The organism is Mucilaginibacter celer (genome assembly GCF_003576455.2).
GTDB classification, from domain to species: domain Bacteria; phylum Bacteroidota; class Bacteroidia; order Sphingobacteriales; family Sphingobacteriaceae; genus Mucilaginibacter; species Mucilaginibacter celer.
The window spans coordinates 3,769,600-3,794,587 of record NZ_CP032869.1; the positions used below are offsets into that span (position 1 = coordinate 3,769,600).

At 42.3% G+C, this 24,988-nt stretch carries 23 protein-coding genes and 1 pseudogene; 9 read left to right on the top strand and 15 right to left on the bottom strand.

Going from position 1 to position 24,988, the window contains the following annotated elements; translation table 11 throughout:
* Positions 1–36 precede the first annotated feature (36 nt).
* Entirely contained in the window at positions 37–243 is a 207-nt protein-coding gene (locus HYN43_RS15145; protein ID WP_119410150.1) for a hypothetical protein, read from the top strand.
* Position 244: 1 nt separating this feature from the next.
* On the opposite strand, the gene HYN43_RS15150 is transcribed toward HYN43_RS15145, so the two are convergent.
* From HYN43_RS15150 to HYN43_RS15180, 7 genes are all read right to left on the bottom strand, one after another.
* Positions 245–1,276: a hypothetical protein gene (locus tag HYN43_RS15150; RefSeq protein WP_162996497.1), complete on the bottom strand. Its 1,032-nt coding sequence runs from the start codon at positions 1,274–1,276 to the stop codon at positions 245–247.
* Between the two features lie 354 nt (positions 1,277–1,630).
* A complete protein-coding gene (locus tag HYN43_RS15155) occupies positions 1,631–1,996 on the bottom strand; it encodes a VOC family protein (RefSeq protein WP_119410152.1) in 366 nt (121 codons plus the stop codon).
* Positions 1,997–2,080: 84 nt separating this feature from the next.
* Positions 2,081–2,737 (bottom strand): phosphatase PAP2 family protein, encoded by a 657-nt coding sequence (locus tag HYN43_RS15160; protein WP_205589779.1) that lies wholly within the window; start codon positions 2,735–2,737, stop codon positions 2,081–2,083.
* 145 nt (positions 2,738–2,882) lie between these two features.
* Entirely contained in the window at positions 2,883–4,205 is a 1,323-nt protein-coding gene (locus tag HYN43_RS15165) for an IPT/TIG domain-containing protein (RefSeq protein WP_119410153.1), read from the bottom strand.
* 157 nt (positions 4,206–4,362) lie between these two features.
* Positions 4,363–4,920: an isochorismatase family protein gene (locus HYN43_RS15170; RefSeq protein ID WP_119410154.1), complete on the bottom strand. Its 558-nt coding sequence runs from the start codon at positions 4,918–4,920 to the stop codon at positions 4,363–4,365.
* Between the two features lie 18 nt (positions 4,921–4,938).
* Positions 4,939–6,207, bottom strand: a complete 1,269-nt coding sequence (locus tag HYN43_RS15175) for an MFS transporter (RefSeq protein ID WP_245446920.1) — start codon at positions 6,205–6,207, stop codon at positions 4,939–4,941.
* A 15-nt stretch (positions 6,208–6,222) separates the two neighbouring features.
* On the bottom strand, positions 6,223–6,660 hold the full coding sequence (locus HYN43_RS15180; protein WP_119410155.1) for a MarR family winged helix-turn-helix transcriptional regulator: 438 nt from the start codon (positions 6,658–6,660) through the stop codon (positions 6,223–6,225).
* Between the two features lie 420 nt (positions 6,661–7,080).
* Here HYN43_RS15180 and HYN43_RS15185 point away from each other — a divergent pair, with 420 nt between their 5' ends.
* From HYN43_RS15185 to HYN43_RS15195, 3 genes are all read left to right on the top strand, one after another.
* Positions 7,081–7,956, top strand: coding sequence for a glycoside hydrolase family 25 protein (locus tag HYN43_RS15185; protein ID WP_245446921.1), 876 nt, complete (start codon positions 7,081–7,083; stop codon positions 7,954–7,956).
* A gap of 91 nt (positions 7,957–8,047) precedes the next feature.
* A complete protein-coding gene (locus HYN43_RS15190; protein WP_119410157.1) occupies positions 8,048–8,254 on the top strand; it encodes a hypothetical protein in 207 nt (68 codons plus the stop codon).
* Positions 8,255–8,325: 71 nt separating this feature from the next.
* Positions 8,326–8,727 (top strand): winged helix-turn-helix transcriptional regulator, encoded by a 402-nt coding sequence (locus HYN43_RS15195; protein ID WP_119410158.1) that lies wholly within the window; start codon positions 8,326–8,328, stop codon positions 8,725–8,727.
* On the opposite strand, the gene HYN43_RS15200 is transcribed toward HYN43_RS15195, so the two are convergent.
* From HYN43_RS15200 to HYN43_RS15210, 4 genes are all read right to left on the bottom strand, one after another.
* A complete protein-coding gene (locus tag HYN43_RS15200) occupies positions 8,714–9,805 on the bottom strand; it encodes an L-dopachrome tautomerase-related protein (RefSeq protein ID WP_162996498.1) in 1,092 nt (363 codons plus the stop codon). The two genes, HYN43_RS15195 and HYN43_RS15200, sit on opposite strands and share 14 nt — an antisense overlap.
* 62 nt (positions 9,806–9,867) lie before the next feature.
* Positions 9,868–10,044, bottom strand: coding sequence for a hypothetical protein (locus tag HYN43_RS30400; protein WP_162996499.1), 177 nt, complete (start codon positions 10,042–10,044; stop codon positions 9,868–9,870).
* Between the two features lie 79 nt (positions 10,045–10,123).
* Positions 10,124–10,627: an inorganic diphosphatase gene (locus HYN43_RS15205; RefSeq protein ID WP_119410159.1), complete on the bottom strand. Its 504-nt coding sequence runs from the start codon at positions 10,625–10,627 to the stop codon at positions 10,124–10,126.
* 11 nt (positions 10,628–10,638) lie between these two features.
* On the bottom strand, positions 10,639–11,424 hold the full coding sequence (locus tag HYN43_RS15210; RefSeq protein ID WP_119410160.1) for a mechanosensitive ion channel family protein: 786 nt from the start codon (positions 11,422–11,424) through the stop codon (positions 10,639–10,641).
* Between the two features lie 63 nt (positions 11,425–11,487).
* Here HYN43_RS15210 and HYN43_RS15215 point away from each other — a divergent pair, with 63 nt between their 5' ends.
* From HYN43_RS15215 to HYN43_RS15225, 3 genes and pseudogenes are all read left to right on the top strand, one after another.
* Positions 11,488–11,754: a hypothetical protein gene (locus HYN43_RS15215; protein ID WP_162996500.1), complete on the top strand. Its 267-nt coding sequence runs from the start codon at positions 11,488–11,490 to the stop codon at positions 11,752–11,754.
* A gap of 139 nt (positions 11,755–11,893) precedes the next feature.
* Positions 11,894–12,040 (top strand): annotated as a pseudogene (locus HYN43_RS30775) (type II toxin-antitoxin system YafQ family toxin); the annotation flags it as partial.
* Positions 12,041–12,181: 141 nt separating this feature from the next.
* Positions 12,182–15,217 (top strand): glycosyltransferase family 117 protein, encoded by a 3,036-nt coding sequence (locus HYN43_RS15225; protein ID WP_119410162.1) that lies wholly within the window; start codon positions 12,182–12,184, stop codon positions 15,215–15,217.
* Positions 15,218–15,385: 168 nt separating this feature from the next.
* On the opposite strand, the gene HYN43_RS15230 is transcribed toward HYN43_RS15225, so the two are convergent.
* From HYN43_RS15230 to HYN43_RS30405, 3 genes are all read right to left on the bottom strand, one after another.
* Positions 15,386–16,291, bottom strand: a complete 906-nt coding sequence (locus HYN43_RS15230; RefSeq protein WP_119410163.1) for a metallophosphoesterase family protein — start codon at positions 16,289–16,291, stop codon at positions 15,386–15,388.
* A gap of 203 nt (positions 16,292–16,494) precedes the next feature.
* Positions 16,495–19,617, bottom strand: coding sequence for a lantibiotic dehydratase (locus HYN43_RS15235; protein ID WP_119410164.1), 3,123 nt, complete (start codon positions 19,615–19,617; stop codon positions 16,495–16,497).
* Between the two features lie 89 nt (positions 19,618–19,706).
* Positions 19,707–19,880 (bottom strand): hypothetical protein, encoded by a 174-nt coding sequence (locus HYN43_RS30405; protein ID WP_162996501.1) that lies wholly within the window; start codon positions 19,878–19,880, stop codon positions 19,707–19,709.
* A 165-nt stretch (positions 19,881–20,045) separates the two neighbouring features.
* Here HYN43_RS30405 and HYN43_RS15240 point away from each other — a divergent pair, with 165 nt between their 5' ends.
* Positions 20,046–21,113 carry a sensor histidine kinase gene (locus HYN43_RS15240; protein WP_119410165.1) on the top strand — a complete coding sequence of 356 codons (1,068 nt, stop codon included), beginning with the start codon at positions 20,046–20,048 and terminating at the stop codon, positions 21,111–21,113.
* The gene (locus HYN43_RS15245) at positions 21,100–21,828 is read left to right on the top strand and encodes a LytR/AlgR family response regulator transcription factor (protein WP_119410166.1); all 729 of its coding nucleotides are present in this window, start codon (positions 21,100–21,102) and stop codon (positions 21,826–21,828) included. Before HYN43_RS15240 ends, HYN43_RS15245 begins: the two co-directional genes overlap by 14 nt.
* Here the strand turns inward: HYN43_RS15245 and HYN43_RS15250 are convergent, their stop codons facing one another.
* On the bottom strand, positions 21,829–24,810 hold the full coding sequence (locus HYN43_RS15250) for a lantibiotic dehydratase (protein WP_119410167.1): 2,982 nt from the start codon (positions 24,808–24,810) through the stop codon (positions 21,829–21,831). It lies immediately after the preceding gene.
* Between the last annotated feature and the right edge of the window lie 178 nt (positions 24,811–24,988).

Here is a 24,988-nt window from a genome sequence, read left to right on the forward strand (position 1 = left end):
TATAATATTATTCTTTAAAAATTGTAAATTTGATACATGGAGACTTTAGTTATAAATATTCCTGATAATAAAAGTGTTGTTGTTAAACAGATACTTAAAGAGTTAGGCGTAACTATTCAACAGGAATCTCATTCATCTGTATCTAATTACCGGGAAAGATTATCTCAGGTTTCTGAATGGAGCGAGGAAGATTTGAAGGTTTTTGATGAGACCAAAAAGGCATTTGAGAGTCCTTATTTCTAAGTCACTTTTGTAAATCTAAAAAGTTCTTTTTAAACTCTTCAAATAATATTTCACGATAGTTCCCTGTAGCAAAAGGAATTTCCGAATTTTTGTGATTTTTGGGATCTATTTCGATGATATATTCATCATCGAAATGATTTTTCATAAAGGCATCAAAATAGCTAAGTTTGGTTAATATAATGATAGTCTGATGCAAAAAAGGATTATAGGGAACATCAATTATGTGTGACATGCCTGGACCTCTATCCATGCTATCGAAACTAAAATAATTTGAATGTTTGTTACCAAAAGGGATATATTTCCCAAATGACGATGCTAAAAAATACACTTTAATTTCACCAGCCTTAGCTCTCGTGCCTTTATTAGTAAACCAAAAATCAAGTCTGAGGTAATTATTGGGAATCCCTTTACTCGGTATTGAGTCAAGTCCTACTGCGGGAGGATCGAAACGGCCACTCTTACTAACTTCATCTATGACTTTATCTTGTTTTTTATCGTATAGCTTTCCGTTTTCAGCCAAAGCTGTAATGAAATGCTCTGTAATTTTTTTCGTTTCAGAATCTAATTTATGATCATATTTATCTGCAAAGTATTTTTCGGTTTGTTTAACACGAGTAGAAATTGTATCTGATAATATTGATCTATTTTTAACTTCGTTAATACGTGATTGCTTCTTTTCAGTTAATAACTCATCACTACTAATTTTTTCTTTTTTTATTGCAATAGCACACTCAGCGACGGTCAATAAAATCACTAATAAAAATTTGATAAGCTTCTTTTTGTTGTCAAATATCGATAATAGCCACGATCGCCTGCCGGTGTTAGAATTTGTACGTTCTTTTATTTCTATAAGCGCTAAGATTGCTAAAAGCCCTGTCAATATATTTGTACACCATAAGCATTGCTCTCCGGTTATCTTTTTCGAAAAATAAATATAAACACTTAAACCCAAGCAAATTCCAACATAAACAAGTAATAGGATACCAAATTTTGTCCAAGTAGATGTAAATATGCGCTTTATTGTATTTAACAATGTTGTTATCGTTAAAACGATATTGTTTTTTAGATTAGTTATGAGGCGACGAAAACGGACAAAATACATTTGTGAAAGGATTAGAATCTAAAATAAATATTTCCATCCATTATTTCCGGCGTAATACTCGATTTACATTTCTCGCAGGCCACCAACAAAATCGTTCAAAACTTAATCTCTTTCCAAAACAATTCGGCCGTTTTTTTGTCTTTTTAAACGATGTCCAAAGACAATTCCCGCTCCTGTGCAGTTCATCGTAAATGTATTGCAGCACACACAGTTACCCAAGGGCGTATCTTTGTACCAAGTTATGCAAAAAGTCATTCAACCGCATGCAGATTAGTAACCTCGGTACTATTTATTAAACGCCCCAAAATGCCATAAAACCCCCGATGGATCATGAACAAAGCATTCGCTCCCCCACGATTCTCTTCGGATGGGTGTTACTCTAACTCCCTTGTATTTTTCAGGTAAATTTAAAGCCAACAGTTTCTCCCAGTAAGCATCAACATCAGCCACTTCCAAAAACACCATGGTGTTATCTATCCAATCTTTCACATAGGCATCCTGCAGATAAAATCCTAACCCATCGGTTTTAAATAAACTCATATTGTGGCTTAGCAAAACTTCTTCAAAACCAAGGTCGCGGTAAAAGCTGCGTGATGTTTCAAAATTTTGGGCACCGATAAATGGGCGGATAGATTTGGCTGTGTTTTCCATAGGTTTTAATTTCGGAGTTTGCGGCGTACCACTAAAGGATAGTGATTTATTAAGTAAATATAAAAGTTTACCTTGTTCTAAAAACTACTTTTTCAAAAACGACATTGCCGCCGAGCTGCCCGTTCCCAATATAATCCCCGCGCCCACATCTGTGGGATAATGCACCCCAAGATACATACGCGAGTAGCTGGTAGCCCCTGCCCAGAAAAACGATGGCGCTATCACATACCACTTTGGGTAAGCGGCTGATAGCGCAGTAGCTGTAGCAAAACTTGACGAAGTATGCCCAGAGGGGAACGATGTTCCCCCCGCCCGGTAAACCGGCGTGATCCGGATATTCTGCACAAAAGGCCTTGGGCGTTTTACCAGGTGTTTAATAAGCACCATAAATCCGTAAGATATGGCCGTGCTACTGGCCACATAGCCCGCATTCTGCCGCATCTCCTTATTGTTGCTCACTATGCCACCCACCAGTAAACCCGCCGGGATACCGATATCGCCGTACAAAACATTTTTACTTAAAAACATAAAAAAGCCGGTTTGCTTTGGGGTACGCTGATTTTGCAGATCGATCATTACCCTATCGTCCCAGCGTTGTACGGTGGGTGAGATGAACACGGGGCTATTTACCGTAATTTTTGCAGTATCGGCCTGGGCGAACGTTTTGGTGGACAGGCCAATAATCACCCCTTGTATACTAAGCAGCGCTGTAAGATATTTAAGCGGAAATATTTTTTTCATAGGTAGCACCTAAACAGCATTATTTAAACCTACCGGTGTACACACCGGTAGGTTACTTCAAATAAATGTTTTTGTTTTGAAAAGACCCCATCTCCAGCTGCAAAAATAAGCGCGTTGCCCGCAAACATTCCAACACCTGTTATTTTTATTGAAACGCAATTTTACGGATCAGACTATTTCCGGTGTCGGCCACATAAATGTTTCCGTCTTTATCTGCTGCAATCCCGTTAGGCTCATTAAAGCCCGAGGCAAGAGCAGCACCATTAACTGCACCGGCAGATGATTGTCCGGCAAAAACGTTAACGTTAGCATCCTTGTCTATTTTTCTGATCTGATTTTTATCAGTAACATAAATATTTCCGTCTTTATCAATTGTCAAAGCTTTTGGTTCTTCAAATCCGGCTTTATTACCCTGTCCGTTTACAATACCCCGCACACCATTTCCGGCAATGGCTGATATTGCGCCCGAAGAACTTATTTTTTTGATTGTATAGCCCGTCAGGTCTGTAAAATAGATATTTTCATTTTTATCTGTTGCTATTCCTTCCGGGAAATGGAACCCGTGTAAATGATCGTCAACCCCTGGGATCAGACTTGACGCAAAGGTACTAACAGTTAAATCTTTGGCTATTTTTCTGATAGCCTCATTAACGAAATCAGCCACAAATAGCTCACCGGAACCGTTGATAGCAACACCCGTCGGACCTGTAAAACTCGCTTTACTGCCGGCTCCATTGGTAAATCCAATCGCACCGGTACCCGCTATAGTAGTTACATTGGCCGATGCATCAATTTTACGGATCAGGTTATTGGCATAATCGGCTATGTAAAGGTTACCTGCCTTATCAGCACAAATGCCGGCAGGGTTATAAAAGCTGGCGGCCGCTCCTTTCCCATCAGCATTTCCCGAAACTCCGTTTCCTGCTATAGTTGTTACTTTTCCGTCGATAGTGATTTTACGCACCGCACCATTTTTTTCATCTGTTACAAAAAGATTGCCTGCATCATCTATCGTTATACCCACAGGGCTGTGAAACGTTGCGGCCGTACCGCTTCCATCGGCAAATCCCTCCGCACCACTTCCGGCAATTGTACTCACTATCCACGATTGTTTATAGTTAAATACCGGGCCGCTTACTTCGGCAGCGGCGTCAACCTTTAGGGTTAGCTTACCTGTACCTGCTGCCAGGGGCACCAGGGCGGTTATTTGTGTATTACCGGCCGAAGTTACTTTAGCCTCCTTTCCGTTAAAAAAAACCCTATCGCGGGTCATATCATTGATAAAACCAGTACCGGTAATCGTTATCGAAGCATTGTAAACTCCCGAGTCGGCACTTAAAGAAGTGATTGTAATCTTGGGAGTATTGTCAACAGGGGCTGGCTTATCCTTTTTCGAGCAACTGCTAAAAAAATAGAATCCGCAAAAAAGAGATAGATAAAACGCATGACGGGTAGAAAAAATACTCATGGTATAAGGTTTAGTTATTTGTTATTCAAAAATCAACTTTGAGGCAATTTATGTTAAAAACGGCATCAACTCAAATAAATTGTCATTATTTAACATTGATGCCATTTTACAAAAAGGCAATCATCGGCGTTACCTTTTGCCTGATAGTTGTTTATTATTACAGCTTCTCAATAATCTCGCCGGTAGTCCCTACCTCTCCTATCCTCGGAAAAATATACTTAAAGCTATGCTCATGTGCTTCAGCGAACATATCGGTCATGGCATCACTGGCAAAAGCAATGTTATAGGCATACTCATTAGCCGAACGGGCGGTTGCTTCAACACCAATACTGGTGGATACGCCTGCTAAAACTATTTGAGTTACCCCTCGTTTCTGTAGTTCTTCGTGCAGGCCGGTATTAAAAAAAGCGCCCCATTGTTTTTTGGTGATAAAAATATCGGTGGATTCGGTTTTTATTTCGGGGGCAATTTCGTTCCAGTCGGCAGGGAGTTCGGTCATGCTGTTGCCTTTGCTGTCGCGACGGGTTTTAAATGCCGGGCTGATAGGTTCAACATGAACAATAACGATGGGTTTACCCGCTTTGCGGAAGGCGGCCACCAACCGGGCAGCGTTTTCAAGTACGCCGGGCATTGGGTGTGCGCAAGGGAGTTGAACAATGTATTTCTGCAGATCGATAAGTACTAACGCTGCATTTTCATCAATGGTAGTTATCATGGTGTTTATTGTTTTTAATTAAGAAATAGCTTCAAGAGGCTGCTGTTGCTGTAATAATCGTTCGGCGGCTTCCTTTTTCAGCCGGCTTTGGAGTAAAAACCTGAAGTGGATAACGCCCAGCAGCAGGGCTACCATACCCTCGGCCATAACCGTATCGGGCACGCCTATTTTTTGCGATACCGAGCCTACCAGCAAACCGCCCAGCGGCTGCATACCAAAAAAAGCCATGGCATAATAGCTGATCACCCGCCCGCGCATATCCGGACTGGCAGTTGTTTGGATTATCGTATTACCAATAGTGATCTGCGACATCATCCCGAAACCGGTTATCGCACCAAATAATAACGCCACCGGGTAACTGTGCATGTGCGAAAACACAATCAGGCCTATTCCAAACACAAGCGTGTTGATGGCCAGGATCTTTTTCAAATCGGTACCTGCCTGTAACGAAGCCAGGAAAATCCCGCCGCCAAACGCGCCTAAACCTATCACGCTATCAATTACGCCAAATGTGGAGGCCGTGCCTTTAAAAATATCCTTGGCATACACCGGGATCAGCGTGCTGAAAGGCAGTACAAACAAACTCACCGAGGCCAGCATCAGCAAAATAAATTTTATAGTTGGTGTATTTTGAATGTATGCAAAGCCTTCCCTCAGTTCGGCAGCTATATTTTTATCGTGTTTTTTAGCAGCAGCTTCGGGCAGGCGCATCATTAATAATGAACCTATCACGGCTATAAAGCTTATGGCGTTGGCTCCGAAGCAAACGGTATCGCCAAATTTCTCGAGCACCAGCCCGGCTATACCCGGCCCAATCAACCTTGAAAGGTTTACCATAGACGAGTTAAGGGCGAGGGCATTGGGCAAATCGGCCTTATCATCAACCATATCATACACCAGCGATTGGCGGGCCGGCACGTCAAAGGCATTGATAATACCCAGTACGGCACTTAAGCCGATGATGCCCCAAACCGAATAATATCCCAAAAACACCATTACCGAAAGCAGGATAGCCTGCACCATAGATGCCACCTGCGTAAGCAGCAATAGTTTAAAGCGATCGTACCTGTCAGACATTACGCCGCCGATAAACGAGAATAAAAACGAAGGGAACAAGCTGGCGAACAAGCTGAGCCCCAGCATAAATTTAGAATGCGTTTGCGAATAGATTACCCAACTAACGGCCGTTTTCTGCATCCAGGTACCCAATAAGGATACCGACTGCCCCGAGAAATACAACCTGTAATTGCGGCTTTTAAACGCGCTGAATATGCTTATCTTAATCATCAATAATCTTTCCTGTTAATCAAATTCAACCAGTTTGGCCAATGGCATCAGCGCTTTTTTCAATATTTCCTGCTCTTCGGCGGTACAGGTAGCCTCAATGGCGCGGTTAAGCCACTCGTCCTTTTCGCTGCGCGATTTATGGATCAGGTTCATCCCCTCATCAGATAGCGAGATGATCACCTTCCGTTTATCCAGTTCGGAGATGCGCCTGTTAATCAACCCCAGGTTAAGCAGGTTATTCAAAATCTGCGACATGGATTGTGTGGTGATCTTTTCCATCGATGCCAGTTCATTGGGCAAAATCTCGCCATATTGAAATATTAGTGCCATGGTTGATCGTTCGGTTAAAGAAAGCTTCCCCGCTGTTTCCGAGTTGCGGCGGATCTTCTTACTTAAGCGGCCTATTACAAAGCGTAATTCTGAAACCAATTGGACTTCTTTTTCTTCACTCATAAATCTAATCAGTTAAACTTGTAAGTTTACCTTACAAATATACAACTTTGTTTATCATCCCATTGTAAAACCGTTGATTTGGAATGATTACGTTGATTTCGTTGATACCTAAAGAATGAGGATGATGGCTGCAGGGATGTGAGTGTCTGTATTTAGAAAGACCAAACCGGCGTAATCAAAGCTCAATCGGTGAAATCCCAAAAAGAAAACCGTTGATTTGTTAGATTACGTTGGTTTCGCAGATGCATTGTGAAGTAAAAAAGATTTCCGATTTATCAAGGCGGTGTATGATTAGTAACCTTCAGTTCGCACAGGATCAGTGAAATCATTAAAATCAATCCTAATCATTCAAAAAGAAAAAAATCAGCGAAATCAACGTAATCATCCCCAATCAAAGGTCAGTTTAGTTACTTTTGCCCCGTGCCGCCTGCCGATAAAAAATCTCCTGTAAAAAAGAAAGCGCCAGCCCGCAAAAAGCCGACGACTAAAAAGCAGCAGCGAACGGTAATCTCTGTCGATTGGATAATTGGGGGTTGTTTCCTGTTGCTTATTTTACTCTCGCCTTTTTATTACGGTTATATCCTGAAGTTTGGCAGCGCCACCTGGCGTTGGATCATTGATTCGGGCGAGGATACGCATTACCGCAAATACAATAATTTTAATATTCACATACCCGATGGATATACGGTACACGGCATAGATGTATCATCGTACCAGGGCCGCATTAACTGGAAACAGGTTAAAGCCATGCACGAGGGCGATGTGCATATCAGTTTCGCTTTTATTAAAGCTACAGAGGGCGTATTAAGTGTCGATCCGTATTTTCAGCGCAACTGGCGTGAGGCGCCTAAGGCCGGTATTGTTTGTGGCGCATATCACTTTTTTCTACCGCAAAAAAGCGGCACCTGGCAAGCCAAATTTTTTCTGCAAACGGTAAAAACCGAAAAAGGTGATTTGCCTATGGTGGTGGATGTAGAGCGGCTATACCGTGTTAAACCCGAAAAAATGCGCGAGCAGCTGGAAAGTTTTATCAAGGTGATTGAAAGCCGCACCGGCATAAAACCTATCATTTACACCAACCTTAAATTCTACCAGGATTACCTGCAGGGCTATTTTGATGGTTATACACTTTGGATAGCCCATTACTACCAACCCAAACTACTGGTATCCAACAAAACCAACTGGAAATTCTGGCAGCACTCGGATAAAGCCCGCGTAAACGGCATTAATCATGTGGTTGATTTTAATGTTTTTAAGGGAGATAGTACAGAGTTTGAGAAATTGCTGGTGCGGTGAAAACCTGGATATTGCAGAATTAGCGCGTTAAGGCGCTACGCAGTAAGGGTTTCTTTTAAAACAGGAGATTAAGAAGTAACTTTACAACGTTATGTCGACCAAAAGAAAAATGATCATGGTAGTAAACCATGTACTTCAGCAAGATGAGGACAGACTTGACACTGAATTTTGGTTAAAGAAAACCCCATCCGAACGACTTGCAGAAGTTAGCCGCTTAAGAAGATTATACTTTTCAACCGCTGAAAAACCTTTTCCTGAAAAAATTGAGAAAGTTGTTTTCCGAAGAAAATTACGATAAGCTTTAGTATTTTTGCTATCCAAAAGATACCACCATCCAAAAAGATACCGGAATCGATAAATAGCAAAACAATGGATCACAACAATCCTCCTACTGAATACTCCAAAGAAGCCTGCAAGGCCAGCGTAACCGCCGTGCGCGATACGCTGTATGTACTTAACGGTAAATGGAAGTTACCTATGCTGGTAAGCCTTATTAACGGCCCTAAACGTTTTAAGGAGTTACAGCGCGAACTGGAGGATATTACCCCAAAGGTGCTTTCGAAAGAGTTAAGGGAACTGGAGCTTAACGGTTTTGTAACCCGCACAGTTTATGATACCACACCCGTAACGGTAATATACGCCCGCACAGAATACGCCAACTCGCTTAGCAAGGTAATTGGCGAACTGCGCGATTGGGGCATTCAACACCGCGAACACATTAAAAAAATGAGCCGCGAAGAAGCCGAAGCCAAAAAGCTTACGGCAGTTTAACTTTATAAACCCGGTAAGGATATGCTGTTTTGTCCTGCCCGTCATTGTACCGGGGCAACCGGTTCATTTGCGATGCACTCAGGTACAAATAACCGTCGCTGCTGATACCGAACGAATCGGGCCAGATGAGGCGCTCATCCTTCACCAAAAAATGCACCTGCCCATCGGGCGTTACATATTGGATAGCATGATCGGGCGAATCGCTTAAATAAATATTCCCCCTGCTATCGGCAATCATGCCGTGGCAAATACCTGTTTCGGCAACGGTTTGTACTTTGGCTGATAAATCAGTATCGGTAAGCGTTTCATCGGCCAAAAACCTGGTTTCAATTCGGTATAATTTGGTTTGATTAATGGCACGGAAATAAAAGTATTTATTATCCTTAGTAAGCGCTATACCGTTAACGTTTGATACAAATGGGTTACCGCTTTGGTCAACCACATCCTCACCATCCAGGTGTAGCTTTAAGCCAAGTTGTACTATGGTAGCCTTATCATCTTTAAGTACAATCCTGCTTTTGCCCGATGCCAGGTTGAGCACTACAATGGCGTGTAAACCGGGATCAGAGAGGTAAGCCAGCCCCTTGCTGTTATCAATACACATATCATTCAGGGCGCTTTTTTCTTTTGGCAAATCATCAAAGGTGTAGATCTGTTTAATTGCGTTTTCGGCAAGATCAATTTTGATGAGTTTAAACCTGCCCTGTTTAGCATTATTACCCTTATCAAGCACCGAAGCCGCACCTGCCGGGGCCGAATCAAGTATCCAAAGATTATTTTGATCGTCGGCATATAAATCCTGCACGTTTACAAAATGGTTATCCGGGTTTTGCATATCGTATTTGTTCCATTCGGCATCCGGAAAAGGCACACGTTTGCCGTTAATAATTTCGGTAAGCCCGTATAAATAAGGCTGGTGGTGCGGAAAGGATACGAATAAACGATTGTTTTTTGGCGCTACAGTTACACCGATAGGCTGGTTTTGGCCAAAAGAGGCTACTTCAATAAGCTTACCTTGTTGCGATTGGGCGTTTAAAGCTGCTGCCATAGCTAATATACAGGTAAAGATTTTTTTCATTGCAGGTTAAAAATACAAAACGCCTTTACCGGTAAGCAAAGGCGTTTTTATAAATAACAACATTACGCTTTTTTATGTTCGGGATGATGAGCGCTGTCCCGGCCCGATGTCTGATCTGAGCGCTGGCCTCCGGCATTACTGATGCCTTTTTGCTTTTGGGCATCGTTTTGGTTAGTAAAGGCGCGATTGGCAGTTGGTTTACCTTGCGCATTGTTATTAGAATTCTGTTGAGCTTTCATAATAGTAGTATTTAAATTCAACAATGTTATACTATAAATACAGGTAAAAGGCAATTGAGTTTTATTAAAATGCCTTTTACTATTCCTGCCTGATAGTTCCTATCTCTACCAGTTCCATAGCCCCCTCTGCACCAAGCCGTTCCATCAGTTTAAATTCTTTCGATTCGAGGCGGCTGTAATTGGTAAAAAAAGCCTCTATCTGGTCGGTAAGTGTATGGGGCAATTGGGCGGCATCGTGTAAATCGGTAAATATTTTTGAAACAAGGGGTACGGCCAGGAACCTGTCATTTCTATAAACTTTCCCTTCCGGACTGGTTTGCTCAACCTTAAATCCGCCAATTAGCCGGCAATCAATCACGCAACCCGGAAAAGTACTTACCTCCGAAATCACCAGCACATCCAGCGGGTCGCCATCGCCGCCGAGGGTGCCGGGGATAAAACCAAAATCAAACGGGAACACCATCCCGGCAGGCAACAGTTTTTTTAATCTAAACTGATTTGATGTTACGTCAAACTCATACTTATGCCCGCAACCTTTGGGGGTTTCAACAATTACTGTTGTCCTGTTTTCAAACTTCTCCATATATCCACCGCTTATAATCCCGGAATTTTTATCCCCGATGCTTTTATATCCTGCAAAATATTTTCCTGCACAGCCAGTTTGGTGTCCTGGAAACCATGCGCGTGTACCCAAACATTTACCCCAACCCGGTATCCGTCCGGATCGATCCCGGCAATGCCAATCCTCCTTTCGGGCGTTTCGAGAATATTTTTTGATTTGTCGATTGATGCATTGATAACCGATTTAACCTCGTTAAAATCAATATTGTTAGTAAATTTCAGCTCAATATCCAACCGGCGCGTACCCTCCCTGCTGATATTGATAATAACTTCGTTGGATAGCTTACTGTTGGGCACAATCACAATCCGGTTATCAAAAGTTTTAACCGTGGTATAAAAAATCTGGATAGATGTAACCGTACCCTCCAATCCTTGTGCTATAATGTTATCACCTATAACAAAAGGTTTAAGCAACAAAATAAGCACACCGCTGGCAAAATTTTGCAAAGTACCCGAAAGCGCCAAACCGGCGGCTACGCCAAACGCGCCAACCAATGCAGTAAATAAGGTGATAGGCACTCCCATAATTTGCACCACACCCAGTATAAGCAAAACCCGCAAGGTTACACCTACCAGGCTTTGCAAAAAGGGTTTGATGGTGGGATCAATTTCCTTCTTAAGCATATGCCCCTGCCACCACTTCAGTAGCAGGTTAATTAACCAAAGCCCTATAAATAAAACCAGTAAACCTATTAAAAATCCGGGGCCGTATTTAATTATCCAAACGTACACCTGGTCATAAAACTTTTCTATCTTCATAACAAAAGCGTTAAACTTTTAATTAAAAATCATTATTGCTTAACGTGGGTTTGGCGGGATGGTTTGAATTTAACCGGAATAGTAATATTTTTTGAGGCTGGCTCAAAAGCAAATTATTACCTATTTTTGTGTATGCAGACACTTGAGATTACTGTTCCGGTTGATAAAACCCGCTTGGTTAAAAGCCTGCTAAAAGAGCTTGGGGTAACCATCAAGATTAAAAAGGAATCTAAAATTCCAAACGAAGAAACCATTGCTGCAATGAATGAACTTAAGGCAGGAAAAGGAAAAAGATTTAAAAACGTTGACGAGTTATTCAAAAGCATTTAAATGCAATGTTTGAAATTGTTACGTCAACTAAATTCCTTAAAGACCTGAAATTGTTAAAAAAGCGATCAGCAACAGATGTACTGCTATTACAAAAACTAATCACGGTTCTTGCTGAAAGGGACATCGGGGTCTTGGCAAAAAACACAAACCACATAAATTAAGCGGTACCTATAACGGCTATTGGGAATGCCACGTGAAGCCGGACCTTTTACTGATTTGGGATGAAAACGAACGAATTAACCTTTTAGAATTAGTTAGAACGGGCTCCCACTCGGACCTTTTTTAATTTTTTTCTTGGCTCCCCTCATTTTAACATTTCCCCTCCCCATCTGTTAATAAATGTTAAAAGTGTTAAATTTCAATTACTTAGCTTAAATACACCATAATTTAGTGCTAACTATTTGAAAAAACTTTACACTTTCCATCCATGACCTATAATAAAATCAACAACCTGCTGGGCTGGCTTTGTTTCACTATTGCTTCCCTAACCTACATCCTCACCCTCGAGCCATCTGTAAGCTTTTGGGATTGCGGCGAGTTTATTTCATGCGCCTATAAACTCCAGGTATCACATCAACCAGGTTACCCGCTTTTTGCCATGATAGGTAAGGCATTTTCGCTGCTTAGCCTGGGCGACAGAACCAAAGTAGCCTACTTTACCAACCTGGGTTCGGCACTGGCCAGCGGGGCAACCATTATGTTTTTGTTTTGGAGTATTACTACACTTGCCAAAAAGCTTCTTTCTGTAAAAGGCGAACCGCTTGGCAAAAACCAAACCCTGCAAATTATGGGCGCAGGTTTAACCGGTGCACTGGCGTTTACCTTTACCGATACCTTTTGGTTTTCGGCGGTGGAAACCATTGTTTTCGCATGGTCGTCGCTTTGCACGGCGGTTGTTTTTTGGGCTATATTAAAATGGGATACCGTTGCCGATGAGCCCCGTGCCGACAGGTGGCTGGTGTTTATTGCTTATGTTATAGGGCTTTCCATCGGCATCCATCTACTTAACCTGCTAACTATCCCGGCATTGGTGATGGTTTACTATTTCCGCAGGCATAAAAACATCAATTTTAAAAGCGGTTTGATGGCTTTTTTAATCAGCATTCTCATCCTTGCTTTTGTGCAGTTTGGCGTACGCGGGTATACCATTAGCCTTGCCGCCTATATCGATTTATTTTTTGTAAACACAATTGGCCTGGGGTTTGGGGTTGGAGCAATGTTCTTTTTCGCGCTGATAACCGGCGGCTTAATTTGGGGCATCCGTTACAGCATCCGCAGGCAAAAACACTTTTTAAATATAGGGCTGCTTTGCATTGTGTTTGTTTACTTTGGATACTGCTCGTTTGTTTATATTCCTATTCGTGCGGCGGCCGGTACCAACCTCAACAACTCGCACCCCAGCGATCTGTTTACCCTTTATGAGTACCTTAACCGCACCCAATACGGCCAAACGCCCCTGCTTAAAGGCCCTTATTTTGATGCCAAAATAACCGATATTACCGATGGCACCCCGCTTTACCGCAAAGGCAAAAACAAATACGAAGTGGCCTATAACCGGCCCGATTATATTTACGACCACACCACTTTCCTGCCCCGCATCTGGTCGACCGAGGAGAATACCACCTACACCCAGGATGCCCGGTTTTACCGCGACTGGCTGCAGCTAAGCGACAACGCCACCCCTACCTTTAGCGATAACCTGCGATGGATGTTTAGCTGGCAAATGTACCAAATGTACTGGCGCTATTTTATGTGGAACTTTGTTGGCCGCTATAATGATGATGATAACGAAGGCCAAACCAATATGCAGGGTATTGGCGGTAACTGGACATCGGGTTTGTTTAACAACAGCACCAACACACCTAAGTATATATTAAACAACGTTACTTATACCCCGCTTTATGCCCTGCCGCTTGTAATAGGTTTAATAGGGATGTATTATCACTTTAAAAAACGGCAAAAGGATGCGCTGGTTATTATCCTGCTTTTCTTTTTTACGGGTTTGGCTATTGTACTTTATGTAAATCAACCTTCAATTCAACCCCGCGAGCGCGATTACTCCTATGTTGGTTCGTTTTATGCTTTTGCTATATGGATAGGTTTGGGATTGATAGCGCTGATCAACCTTATCCCTAAAAAAATAAACCCACGTTTTGCCACAATAGGTACAACGGCTGTTTGCCTGTTGGCCGGGCCGGTTTTATTGGGCAGTAAGGAATGGCGAAATCATGATCGATCTACCAAAATGGCGGCGCATGATATGGCTTATAACTACCTCATCTCCTGCCCAAAAAATGCCATTTTATTTGATTTGGGTGATAATGACACCTATTCGTTATGGTACGATCAGGAAGTGGAAAACATCAGGCCCGATGTACGTATTGTTAACCTGAGCCTGTTAACCGGCGATTGGTCGGTAAAACAAATGCAGCGTAAAATAAACGAGGCCGATGCTCTACCCATCACCATGCCTTTCGACAAATATAAACTGGGCACCCGCGATGTAATCAGGTACAACGATGTTAAAATACCCGGCTACACTGAGGTAAAGGATATTTTTGATTTTGTTACATCAGATGATAAGCGCACTCACGTTGAGTACACTAACGGCACAACCGAAAACTTTTTGCCTACCAAAAATTTCAAACTAACGGTTAATGCTGCTGATGTAATGAAAAACAAGGTGATCACTCCCCAACAAAAAGGGATGTTAACCGATACCATGAAATGGCAGTTCCCGCCAAACTATATCACTAAAGAGAACCTGGCCATGATAGATATCCTGGCACATAACGATTGGAAACGGCCTATCTGCTTCACCACTTCAATAAGCCGATCAAACATGATAGGTTTGCAGCCATACCTGTACCAGGAAGGTTTTACCTTCAGGCTACTGCCGCTTAAAACAGATTCGTCACTAAGCGATCAGCTTTCAAAAACCAATAGTTTAGTGATGTACAGCAATGTGATGAATAAATTCAGGTTCGGTAATTTTAAAAATGCCAGGTACCTCGATCAGCAATCCACCCAAATGTTTTACCCGCAAATGCTCTCTACATTTTCCGATCTGTCGTTAGGACTGATTAAAGACGGGCATCCTGATCTGGCTTTAAAAACACTGAAAAAATATGAAGAGGTAATGCCCGATATTAATCCAAATATATTTGCCGCACAAACTAAAATGACGTTGGCCGATACTTCATATAAACTTAAGTATGATAAACTGGGCAACAAGCTCATCAACAGCGTGCACAGCTATATAACCGATCAACTGAATTATAACTATCACCAGCTACAACAGGATACCGGCAAACTCAACCCGCGCGAAGTGCAAATAGGCATGTCGTTTCTCAACAACATGGCAATCATCACCCGCGATGCACACCAGGAAGTCCTAAGCAAACAACTTATAGCCCAGTTAAATAGCTACGAGGATAAGTTTAAAAGCATCCTCAAACTTTAATTGGTCATTTTGCTGCGCGTCATTTGTTTCACGTTATTGGGTCATTTTGCTTTGCGCCATTAGCTGCGCGTCATTGAGTCATTTTGCTTTGCGTCATTAGGTCATTTTTAACGGTGCAAAGCAAAATGACTTAATGACCTAATGACGTGAAACAAATGACACGAAGTATCAGTAATTAACGTAACTTTCGTTAAAAGTACCATCGGGATACAAATCGATAAGGCCATAACCCGGGGCGGTTTCGCGGCGGTTGCCTTCCCACCAGGCGCCGGATACTGCGCCATTGCACAGGTAGGTAACATTATTGTAAATCACCTTATCGCGCATGTGCAGGTGGCCGCTTACACAAAGCTTTACATTGGGGTGCTGGTAAAACAGGTTGATAATTTTAGCGGTATCGGTATGCATATCGCCGCCAAGCATAGTCCATTTGTTCACTATATCATCCTCAATCATCAACAAAGCGGTTAATATCGGGATATGTGTCATTACCATTACCGGCATGTTTTTATCTGTGGCCTTTAACTCATCACTCAGCCAGTTCATTTGCTCATCGCCTAATTTCCCTATGTACCAGGTATTATCAATATCCAGGTGAACGCTATCCAGGATGATGATTTTCCAGCCATTTTTCACCATACTGTAATAGGGTTTTGCCAGTTGCAGCTGGTCCATCGAGTATTTTTTACCGTAGATGGCCTGGCCCTTATCGTCTTCGTACCACCATATATCATGATTACCCAGGCAGTAGTGCACCGGCAGACTGCATTCGTTTTTCATTAGATGGTGCATCAGCTTCCATTGATCATTAATGGTGCCGATGTTTTCCTTGTTCATGTCAAAAACAATATCGCCTCCGTTTAGTACCATGTCTACTTTTGGAGTTTGCTGCTGCAAATGATGCAGGCAGCGGGTAAAGCGGGCAGGAGCGTCAAACTTATCTTTAAGGTGTACATCGGTAATGTGGGCTATACGAAGCGCCGGTTTTCCCGGTTTTATAGTGTTATTGCCAAGGGCCAGTGAAGGGGCCAGCAACAGGCCGCCTATATTTTTTAATGCCGATCTTCTTTCCATAGTATATTAAAGCGGGGTTGTGGGCTTATATAATGCACCCGGCCAAAATTACGCCTGTAATTACATTTCAGGAAAAAATGTGTTATTAAGATTTTGTTAACAAATAAACCGGGGATATAAAATCAAAAAGTCTCCCCGCAAAGGGAGACTTAATGTTGATTTGTGTAGGATCGGTTAAAGTATTTTTAAACTAAGGTTATAATTTACCTGAGATATGGCCTGTCGGCAAAGTACTGGCTTTGGGCATTAACTACATAATTATTCTGCTGCTCATCCTGCTGCAGTTGGGTTGATTGATAGTAAAGCAGCAGAAAATCGTAAACAAACAGTTCGTGCACACGCTGTTTGGTTTTAAACAGGCGGTTCATGCTCATTTGTACCAGGCTCATTAATACCAGCGTAAGATCCTGCGGTATGGTGCCTGATGCTATCAGCTCGGTAAGCAACGCTGCGGCAGGGCGATTATTCAGGCTCCTGAACCTGAGTAAGTCATCGCCAGTAATATCTCCGCCTACTGCAAAAAGCGCTTCAATACGGCCGCGATAATGCCTGTACCTGAATGATAACTGGCGGGCAAGCAGGTTATCGGCATCGTCACTATCATCGGGATGTGACGATTTGGCAAGCAGGCGGGTAATTGCTATTTTTTGAGCCGTATCAAGTTCAAAATCGTTCAACAACCTGTCTATCGATAACAGTCCCCAAAGCCACCTTGCTTCATCAAAGTTTTCGGTCATATCCATCCTTGATAGCAGGCTGGCAATAGCAAGGCTATCATTAAAGAAAAACTGCTCCACAAGCTCAATCGAGGCTTCGCCGTAGCGCTCCAGTTCGCGCTCATAAGTATCAAACTGCACCTTCCAAATCTGTTTTGATTTTATGAGTGCCGAAAACGCGGTATTGATGCTCTGAATAACCCTGCCCAGTGCAAATACCGAGGCCAGGTGCACCCGGAAACGGATGTGAGGTTCGGGATCGGCGTGGCGCACATAAAACCATTGGTCTATCAGGTCTTCGTGATAAAGTTTTTTGCTCAGTTGGATCAGCTCGTTGCCTATTACATTATCGGCCGTTTTGAGGCCGCAATACAACTTAACATACAGCCACTCATCGCCCGGAAAAAACTGCCGTTTAGCAATATTGGCGCTCATTGGCGCAGTGGCCGCATACCTGTTTGCCGGCGTTTTTTCGCCGCGTTTTAAAACGGCTACAAACTGGTTGCCAACTGTTTTTTCGTCTTTCTTTTTAAGGATGATATTGTTGCTGCTGCCTATGTACTCCTTCAATACAACCTGCTGTTTCTTTTTACAGCACGATAGCCAGGCTACCACTTCAAGGCGGCTGTTACTGTGCACAATAAGCTCGTTATCAGCATCGGTATATACAAAAATATCAGGCAGTTGCCAGTAATTTAAAAACTGCTCCCAGGCTGTATAGTAATCATTGGCAATAGCCTGCTGCAATTCAAGCACGGCAGCGTTATTGATGTACCAGGTTTTTAAGGCCAGTATAACGCCCTCATAAACAATACGCGGCGTTTTGGTTACGCCCAATGTTGGTAATATATCAAGATTAATACCCAACTCTTGTTTAGCTCCCTGCTGCTTTACATCACTTAAAAAGCGGTAAACCGGTAACGAGTTAAGGCCGTAATTACCTGCATTGGTAATTACAGGAATAATGCGGCGGTTGAGGCTTACCGAACGTAACACAATTTCGTTACCCTTAATGGCCAGCATTAAATCGCCCAGGTTAACCTCGGCCCTGTCCTGCCCGTCGGCACCGGTTGCAGGAGCCTGATAGTTGCGGAAGGCACCGGGCGTAAAATTCCCCAAACTATCTGCCGGCGTGTGTATAATTTCGGCAACTAATGCCGGATCGTATATGTAAGATTCCGTTTCGGCTATTTCATCAACAATTTGCTTAAAGCTTTTTTCGGTGTTTGACAAACGGCTAAACATAGCGGTACCGGTTGGCCGGCCGCAATGTTCAAGGTAAATTAAAGGCTCATCATCGTTAGAGATGCGGAAAGTAACCGAAAAACTTGGCGGCAAATCATGCTCAATATCGGCATCAGCTACATCAACCAGTGTTTTAGGCAGGTTGATCACCTCTTTGCCGGGGTTGTTAACCACCTGGCTAATCAGCCACCTCACGGCAGCGCTGTATCCGTCTCCGTTAATATCTGCCGGTTTTAATTTTTCTTTACGTTCGTTACCGTACCCTATGCCGGTTTCCTGATCCAGAGCCTGCATAAGGGGTATTTCCTGCTCGTGGTATCTTTGTTTAAAGCGTTTTATAAAATTTTCCAGATCGCCATGACGATGCCTTGGTGTAATGTTGTTCAACATATCAATGGCATCAAGCAATTTATCAGTATAAGCTTCGTCGAGCGTGGCGTTTGCACCCTGCCTGAAATAATCCACCTGCAAAAACGTCCCTTCAGAAACTTCGCCTGTTAAGTTTTTCAAAATCATAGCTATCTTATTATTTTTTACAATTACACTATCGGTACCGCTTAGTATTTGCTGTATTTCACCCAGATTAGATAAATAGGTCCTGGCAGCATCGGCATCCGGAGCAATGCGATTAAGTACCCGTACAGCATGGTCAATATATCCGTCACCGTATACCCGCGGTTCAAGCTCGCTCCATAAAATCTGTGTATCTATCAGTTCATTTAACCATTGCTCAGCCTCTGCCGGTTGCATGCTCATGGTACGCATTACAAACTCCAGTATATCTACATAAGGGCGTTCGGCAGCGCAAAATTTAACCAGGTGCATCAACTCGGCCGATGCCGTTACCGAAGATGTTTTGCATTTACCGTAATTTGAAGTTTGCCCGTCAATTTTCCGGTAGCTGTTATTATGGGTGTATAATGTTTTGTTTACGCGGTAACTTAGCAAGCCGCGAATAACGTTATCATTAAGTAAGCCAATGCAAATGCTGTAATTTGTTGCCGGACTAAGCCTCGTATGATGATAAGTTTCATCAAACTGCAGGTTGGTTTGGTTACCTATGTCAACAGCAGCGTATCCGTCAAATAATCCCGCCGGTGCATCGCCGGTGTTAATACGGTTTACAAATTTGGCCAGCGTAAGTTCAAGTTTTTCGAGCTTGCGGCTATCAGTTATGGCATCAATGCGCAAAACCGCATCGTACAGGTCTTTCGAGGTTAGCCAAAGTGCCTGCATAAAAAGCTCGTCCTTAATAAATTCACGAATAGCATTGCTTGTTAAGGCTCCACCGCAATTAAAAGGGTGAAACCTTAACATCAATGCTGATGAAAATTTATATGATTCGGATAGTTTCGGCATTTTCATGATAACCGGCTATTGGTAATAACCTTATTAATGAAAAACATACATCGTGGCGGCAGGCAATAAGCGCTGGTATACCGGCGCTGAACTGATTAAAAGATACCTGATGTAGTAGTAGTTTGCGAAGTATCTACAGTGGTTGTACCGGCCATGCCCGCATAGCCCGCTGCGTTACTATTTTTAATGTTATTACCTAAAACCCTGTTAAGCACCTGCACTTGTTTAATTTGAATTTTTGGTAAAGAGGCTTTGTCGTGATTTTTCATAATTTTAAACTTTTAAAGGGTTATGGATCAGTATTTTTTAACCGTGATGGTATAAATGTGAGTAACAAGCCTTTGCGGAAGAAAAAATTAGTACCAATGCCCCTTTCCGGATGACCAAAACCGCTTTTGCGTGGGACGAAAAAAAAAGACAAAACGAATTTTACAGTGAATAACAAGAAGCTAAAAACCACCGGTCAGCATTTACTTTTCTGGGCCGTTTACATGTTTTATGAAAACTTTGCCATCTATATCGGCGGTTCGGATATCTCGCTGCTCAACAGCTTTTTTGCTTTTATAGTAAATGCTGCCGATTTTTATGGATTTTGGGCCTGCTACCGCTTTTTTGGACGAAAAATCAAAAACAAACCACTACGGATAGCAGTAACTGTTATAGTTATAGCCGTTTTTATTGTGATATCAGCCTATCTGAAGGTGATCCTGGTAATGCTCATCCTGCATCAGCCATTTTCGGTTGCGGGTAATAACGAACGGGTTGTTGCGCTAAGCACACGGGCTATTTATTTTGGCACCATGGGTGCCGCTTACGGATTTTTTAAGCAACTGTTACAAAAGGAACGCGAAGCAGCCCAGCATCAGCTTGAAAAAATTGAACTGCTGCAGCAACAGGAAAAACTGGAGAAACAGGCGCTGCAGGCCGAGTTAAACGTAATCAAATCGCAAATTAATCCGCACTTTGTGTTTAATACTCTTGGCTTTTTATATTCTGAAACGTATAAAAAACTGCCCGACGTTGGCGATTCCATCATCGCCCTATCAAACATTATGCGGCATGCCCTAACTAAAAACCAGGATGGCTTCAGCACACTTGAAAGCGAATTGGGGTATATTAAAGATTTTATCAAGATTCATGCTTCCCGCAGTCCTTCTTTTTTTATGAAAGTTGATATCGGCACAGTTACCAGGCCATATAAAATAGTATCATTGGTTTTAATAACCCTGATTGAAAACATGTTTAAACACGGTATATTTAACCAAAGCAGTAAGGAAGCCACTTTAAGTATTAATGTTGAAGATGAAAAACTGTATTTTTACTCGCTCAATTATAAAGGCAATAACAGTTTAAATAAGGTGGAATCGAACGGGATAGGCTTAAATTATATCAGGGAAAGGTTAACGGATGAATATGGTCAAAACTTTGAGCTTTTGATTAATGAAACACATAACAGCTATGAATGTAAACTTACCATGCCTTTAAAATATGAAAGTAATTAATTGCATTATAGTTGAGGATGAGCAATATGCCATCAATATCCTGAGCGATTTTATCTCGAAGGTGCCTTTCATCAATCTCGAACAAACTTTTACCAACCCGATAGATGCCCTGCTATATTTAAAAAGTAATTCTATCGACCTGATATTCCTCGATATCAATATGCCCGAACTATCAGGCATCGATCTGATTAAACTGTTGCCTAAAAATATCGAAATCGTCATAACGTCGGGCTATAGCGAGTTTGCTGTGGCCGGTTTTGAAAACAATGTGCTTGATTACCTGCTGAAACCATACTCGTTTGACAGGTTTTTGCAGGCTGCACAAAAGGCGCTCGACAAACTGCTGCTGCTGGATACCCACAAGCCCACACCCGTAAACGATCATTCAGATTCGTTTTACCTGAAAACAGACCACGGTAAAATTGTGCGCATCAATTTTAACGACATTATTTATATAGAGGGCCTTAAAAACTACTGCTCAGTATTTACCGAACACGAACGCCATATCTCGCTCGTGAGTATGAAAACCCTGGCAGATAATCTGCCACAACAGGATTTTGCCCGCACACACAAATCGTACATCATTGCACTTAAAAGGATAAAATCCATTGATGGCAACATGGTGATGTTTGATAAGATCAAAGAAAAAATCCCCATCGGCGTTACCTACCGCGAGAGCTTTTTTGCCCAGTTAAACAATAAGATGTTTAAGTAATCAGAGCTTCTTTCGCGCTTTTTCTGATTTGAGGTATTTAAGCATTATCCCATACAAAATACACTCGTGCAGGCGCTGCCGGTTGCTGAAATAACGGTTAACCGCCATGTGGATCACGCTGCTTAAAAAGCGTTCATTCCAGTCAATATGGTATTGCTGCAGTAACCGATCAATATGCTCACGCTTTTGATGCAGCAGTTTATCGTACGCCAAAAGCAGTGTATCGAGGTTACCGTGGTATTTTCTGAAAAGCTGATCGATCTGGATCTTGACCGATTTATCATCAAATTCGGTTAAAAAATAGCTCAGTCCTTTTTCAACAAAACGTATCTGTGCATTAATGTCGTTGCTCATCAGGTTAAGATAATCTTTAATAAGCCAGAATATTAAAAACCAGTCTTCAGTATCGTACCTGTTGGTTTCGAGCAGGCGGAACACGTTGCAGCAAAACAACGTTTCGATACAAAAAAGGCCCTCGGCCTGTTCAATCTGGTGCCCATAGCGCTCCAGTTCGCGTACGTAGGTATCCAATTGTACAACATGTACCTGCCCGCTTATTAAAAACGGCGAAAGCACCTCGCGTATAGCCAGGTAAACATCCTGAAAATCATCCTCCTTAAATAAATTAACCCGCACCCTGATATGATTATCAGGATCATGATACCTGATAAAAAACCACTGTTTAATACTTACTGTGCCCGAATGATCGAGCAGTTCATTCAGCCTTAACAAAACATTATTGGCAATATTGCTGCTTAAATACAGCTTAATAAACAGCCACTCGCTGCCCGGAAAAAAGTTACGCTGTAAGCCGCTTTCGATGTATTGATAGTAAGCGGGCTTTACCGGCCGTTCAAAATAAAAAGGAGCCACCAGTTGATGAGCATACGGATCATCGCCAGGGCCTTTAACCACGCTTTCGTATTGCAGATGGATACATTCTGATAAAATAAGTACAGCACTTTGCTTAGCTATTTCTTTTGCCAGTACGGCCAGGCCAATTTCGTTATTCACGTCAATCAACAGTTCATTATCCCCTTTTACTATAAAAAACTTATCCGGCAGTAACCATTGCTCCCGGAAAGCGGCAAGTAATTCGCCAAACTTTGGTAATTGCTTTTCGGCACGGCAAAGTTCGTTCAGGATGGCAGGTGTAAATTTCCAGGTGGCGCGGTGTAAGATAAGCCCATAGGTAGTTTCAACCCGCGGAAAAAAAACAAAATCCTTGGCCAGTGCGCCCCAGTTAAATGATAAGTTGCCGTTGCTGTACTGGTGCTGGATATCGCACAAAAAAGTATAAATGGGGTGCTGCGACCGGTTATAGTTATAGGCACTGCTTAACCTTGGTATTACCTCCCGCTGGTGTTTTTTTGAAAACAGCCTGAATGCATTTTGCTCCAGCTTAACATAGATATCATCAAGATGCAAAACCGATTTACCCTTAGGATCATCAATATAAGCCAATTCATGCAGCCAAAACGGGGGGTGCGACATCACATTCAATATCCGCTCTTCGGGCATGTGAATTACCTCTGCAAACATGGCGTCCGGACTGTTTTCGGCTTCTTTTTTTGCTATATCGAGGCCGGTTTTATAAATCTCATCATCGCCGGTGGCAAAGCGGGCTATCATACTAAGCGCACCGGGGCCGGTAACCCGCTCAAGAAACACAACATCATTTTCAAACAGCTGAAAAATGGCGCACATGGAAAACGGCAGCTTATCCGCAGCGCGTTCCTTCACAAAATTATCTGGGATAATAATGTGGTATCGGCCGCCCGCCTTTGCTTCATTTAGCATGGCCAGCATTTTAAAATCAATTTCGGCATATTCAACCGGTGGTCCGTTTGCCTCGGCAGCGGCGTAAAGGCCTTCGGTAAACAAGGTTTCGTGTTCGTACCATTGCCCGTATTCAATCCCGGTATCGGCATCAAAAGCCTCTAACAAGGGTACGCTTTGCTCTTCATAACGTTTCCTGAAGCGGTTTTTAAATTGCTCAATTCGTTTGTTTAAGCCTGGTGTACTGAGGTTATTAAGTAGTTTTATCCCTTTTGATAGCTTTGCCTGTAAAGCGCTGTTTATCACTTTGCCATTAAGCTGATTAAAGCGGGTGATGTGGATCTGATCCTTAAGTTCGCGACCGGTTATGTTATTAGTTAATTGCTCTACCTGTGTGTAAAATGAAAGCCAGCCGGCTGGTTTCGCAACGTGGTTGTCGGCATCGGTTAATAAACCCACCAGTTGGTTTATGGTGTTATTTAAGGCCGTGTCATCCGTTTTTTGCATAAACAGCGGGAAATCGCACCCTATAACGGGTTCATAAGCCGGTTTCAGCAATTGCCCGTCTATTAAATCGTTAATAAACTCAAGCAGGTCATCCCGATCAAAATCAGGAAAGCGATCAAGCAGTTGCTGCTTATTCCAAATATTATCTCCTATACTATCAATAATATTATCAAGCACAGGATTTGCATCCACCGCACTAACCTGATATACACGCTGATTATCAATAATTTGATAGGTTATAAAACGAATATCATGCCCTATTTTATAAATAGTATTGTTAATTTTATAACCAGCCGTAAGTTTATTTGCAGCTTCAATTTGTTTAGCGAGGGCAAAGCTTACAATAGCATCGGGAACTATATGCTTACGGTATTTTTCGGTAAGTGAAATATTATTGCCTGTTCCCCAGTTAACAGCTGCGCAGCCAGCAAATAAGCCAAAAGGCGTAGCCCTGTTACTCATGCGCGACATATATTTATATAAGCTTGCCACCAGTTGAGCTTCCTTTGCAGGAGCTTTTTCCTCGCCATCAAAAAAAGACTCCAGCTCCTGGTAAAGCGATTTACTGGCCACGTAAATGCCTTCTTTTATAAGCAGGTTATGCCAAAGCGTAAACAGCGTATCCTTATCAAGCCGTTGCCGGTATGATAAAGCTGCCGAACGTAAAATTAAACCGTTAATAAAATTAACTTTCATCAGTATAGCAGAAAGGTTAGGGGGCTTAAACAGCGAACTTAAGTTAGTGTTATTTTATTGAGCAGTCAAAGAAACAATATATAATTAATATATATTTCCGAATAATAAAAAAGGGCAAAGCCTTTATTGAGACTTTGCCCTTTTTGTGGTCAATTTAATAAAGAAATGATACCTAAAA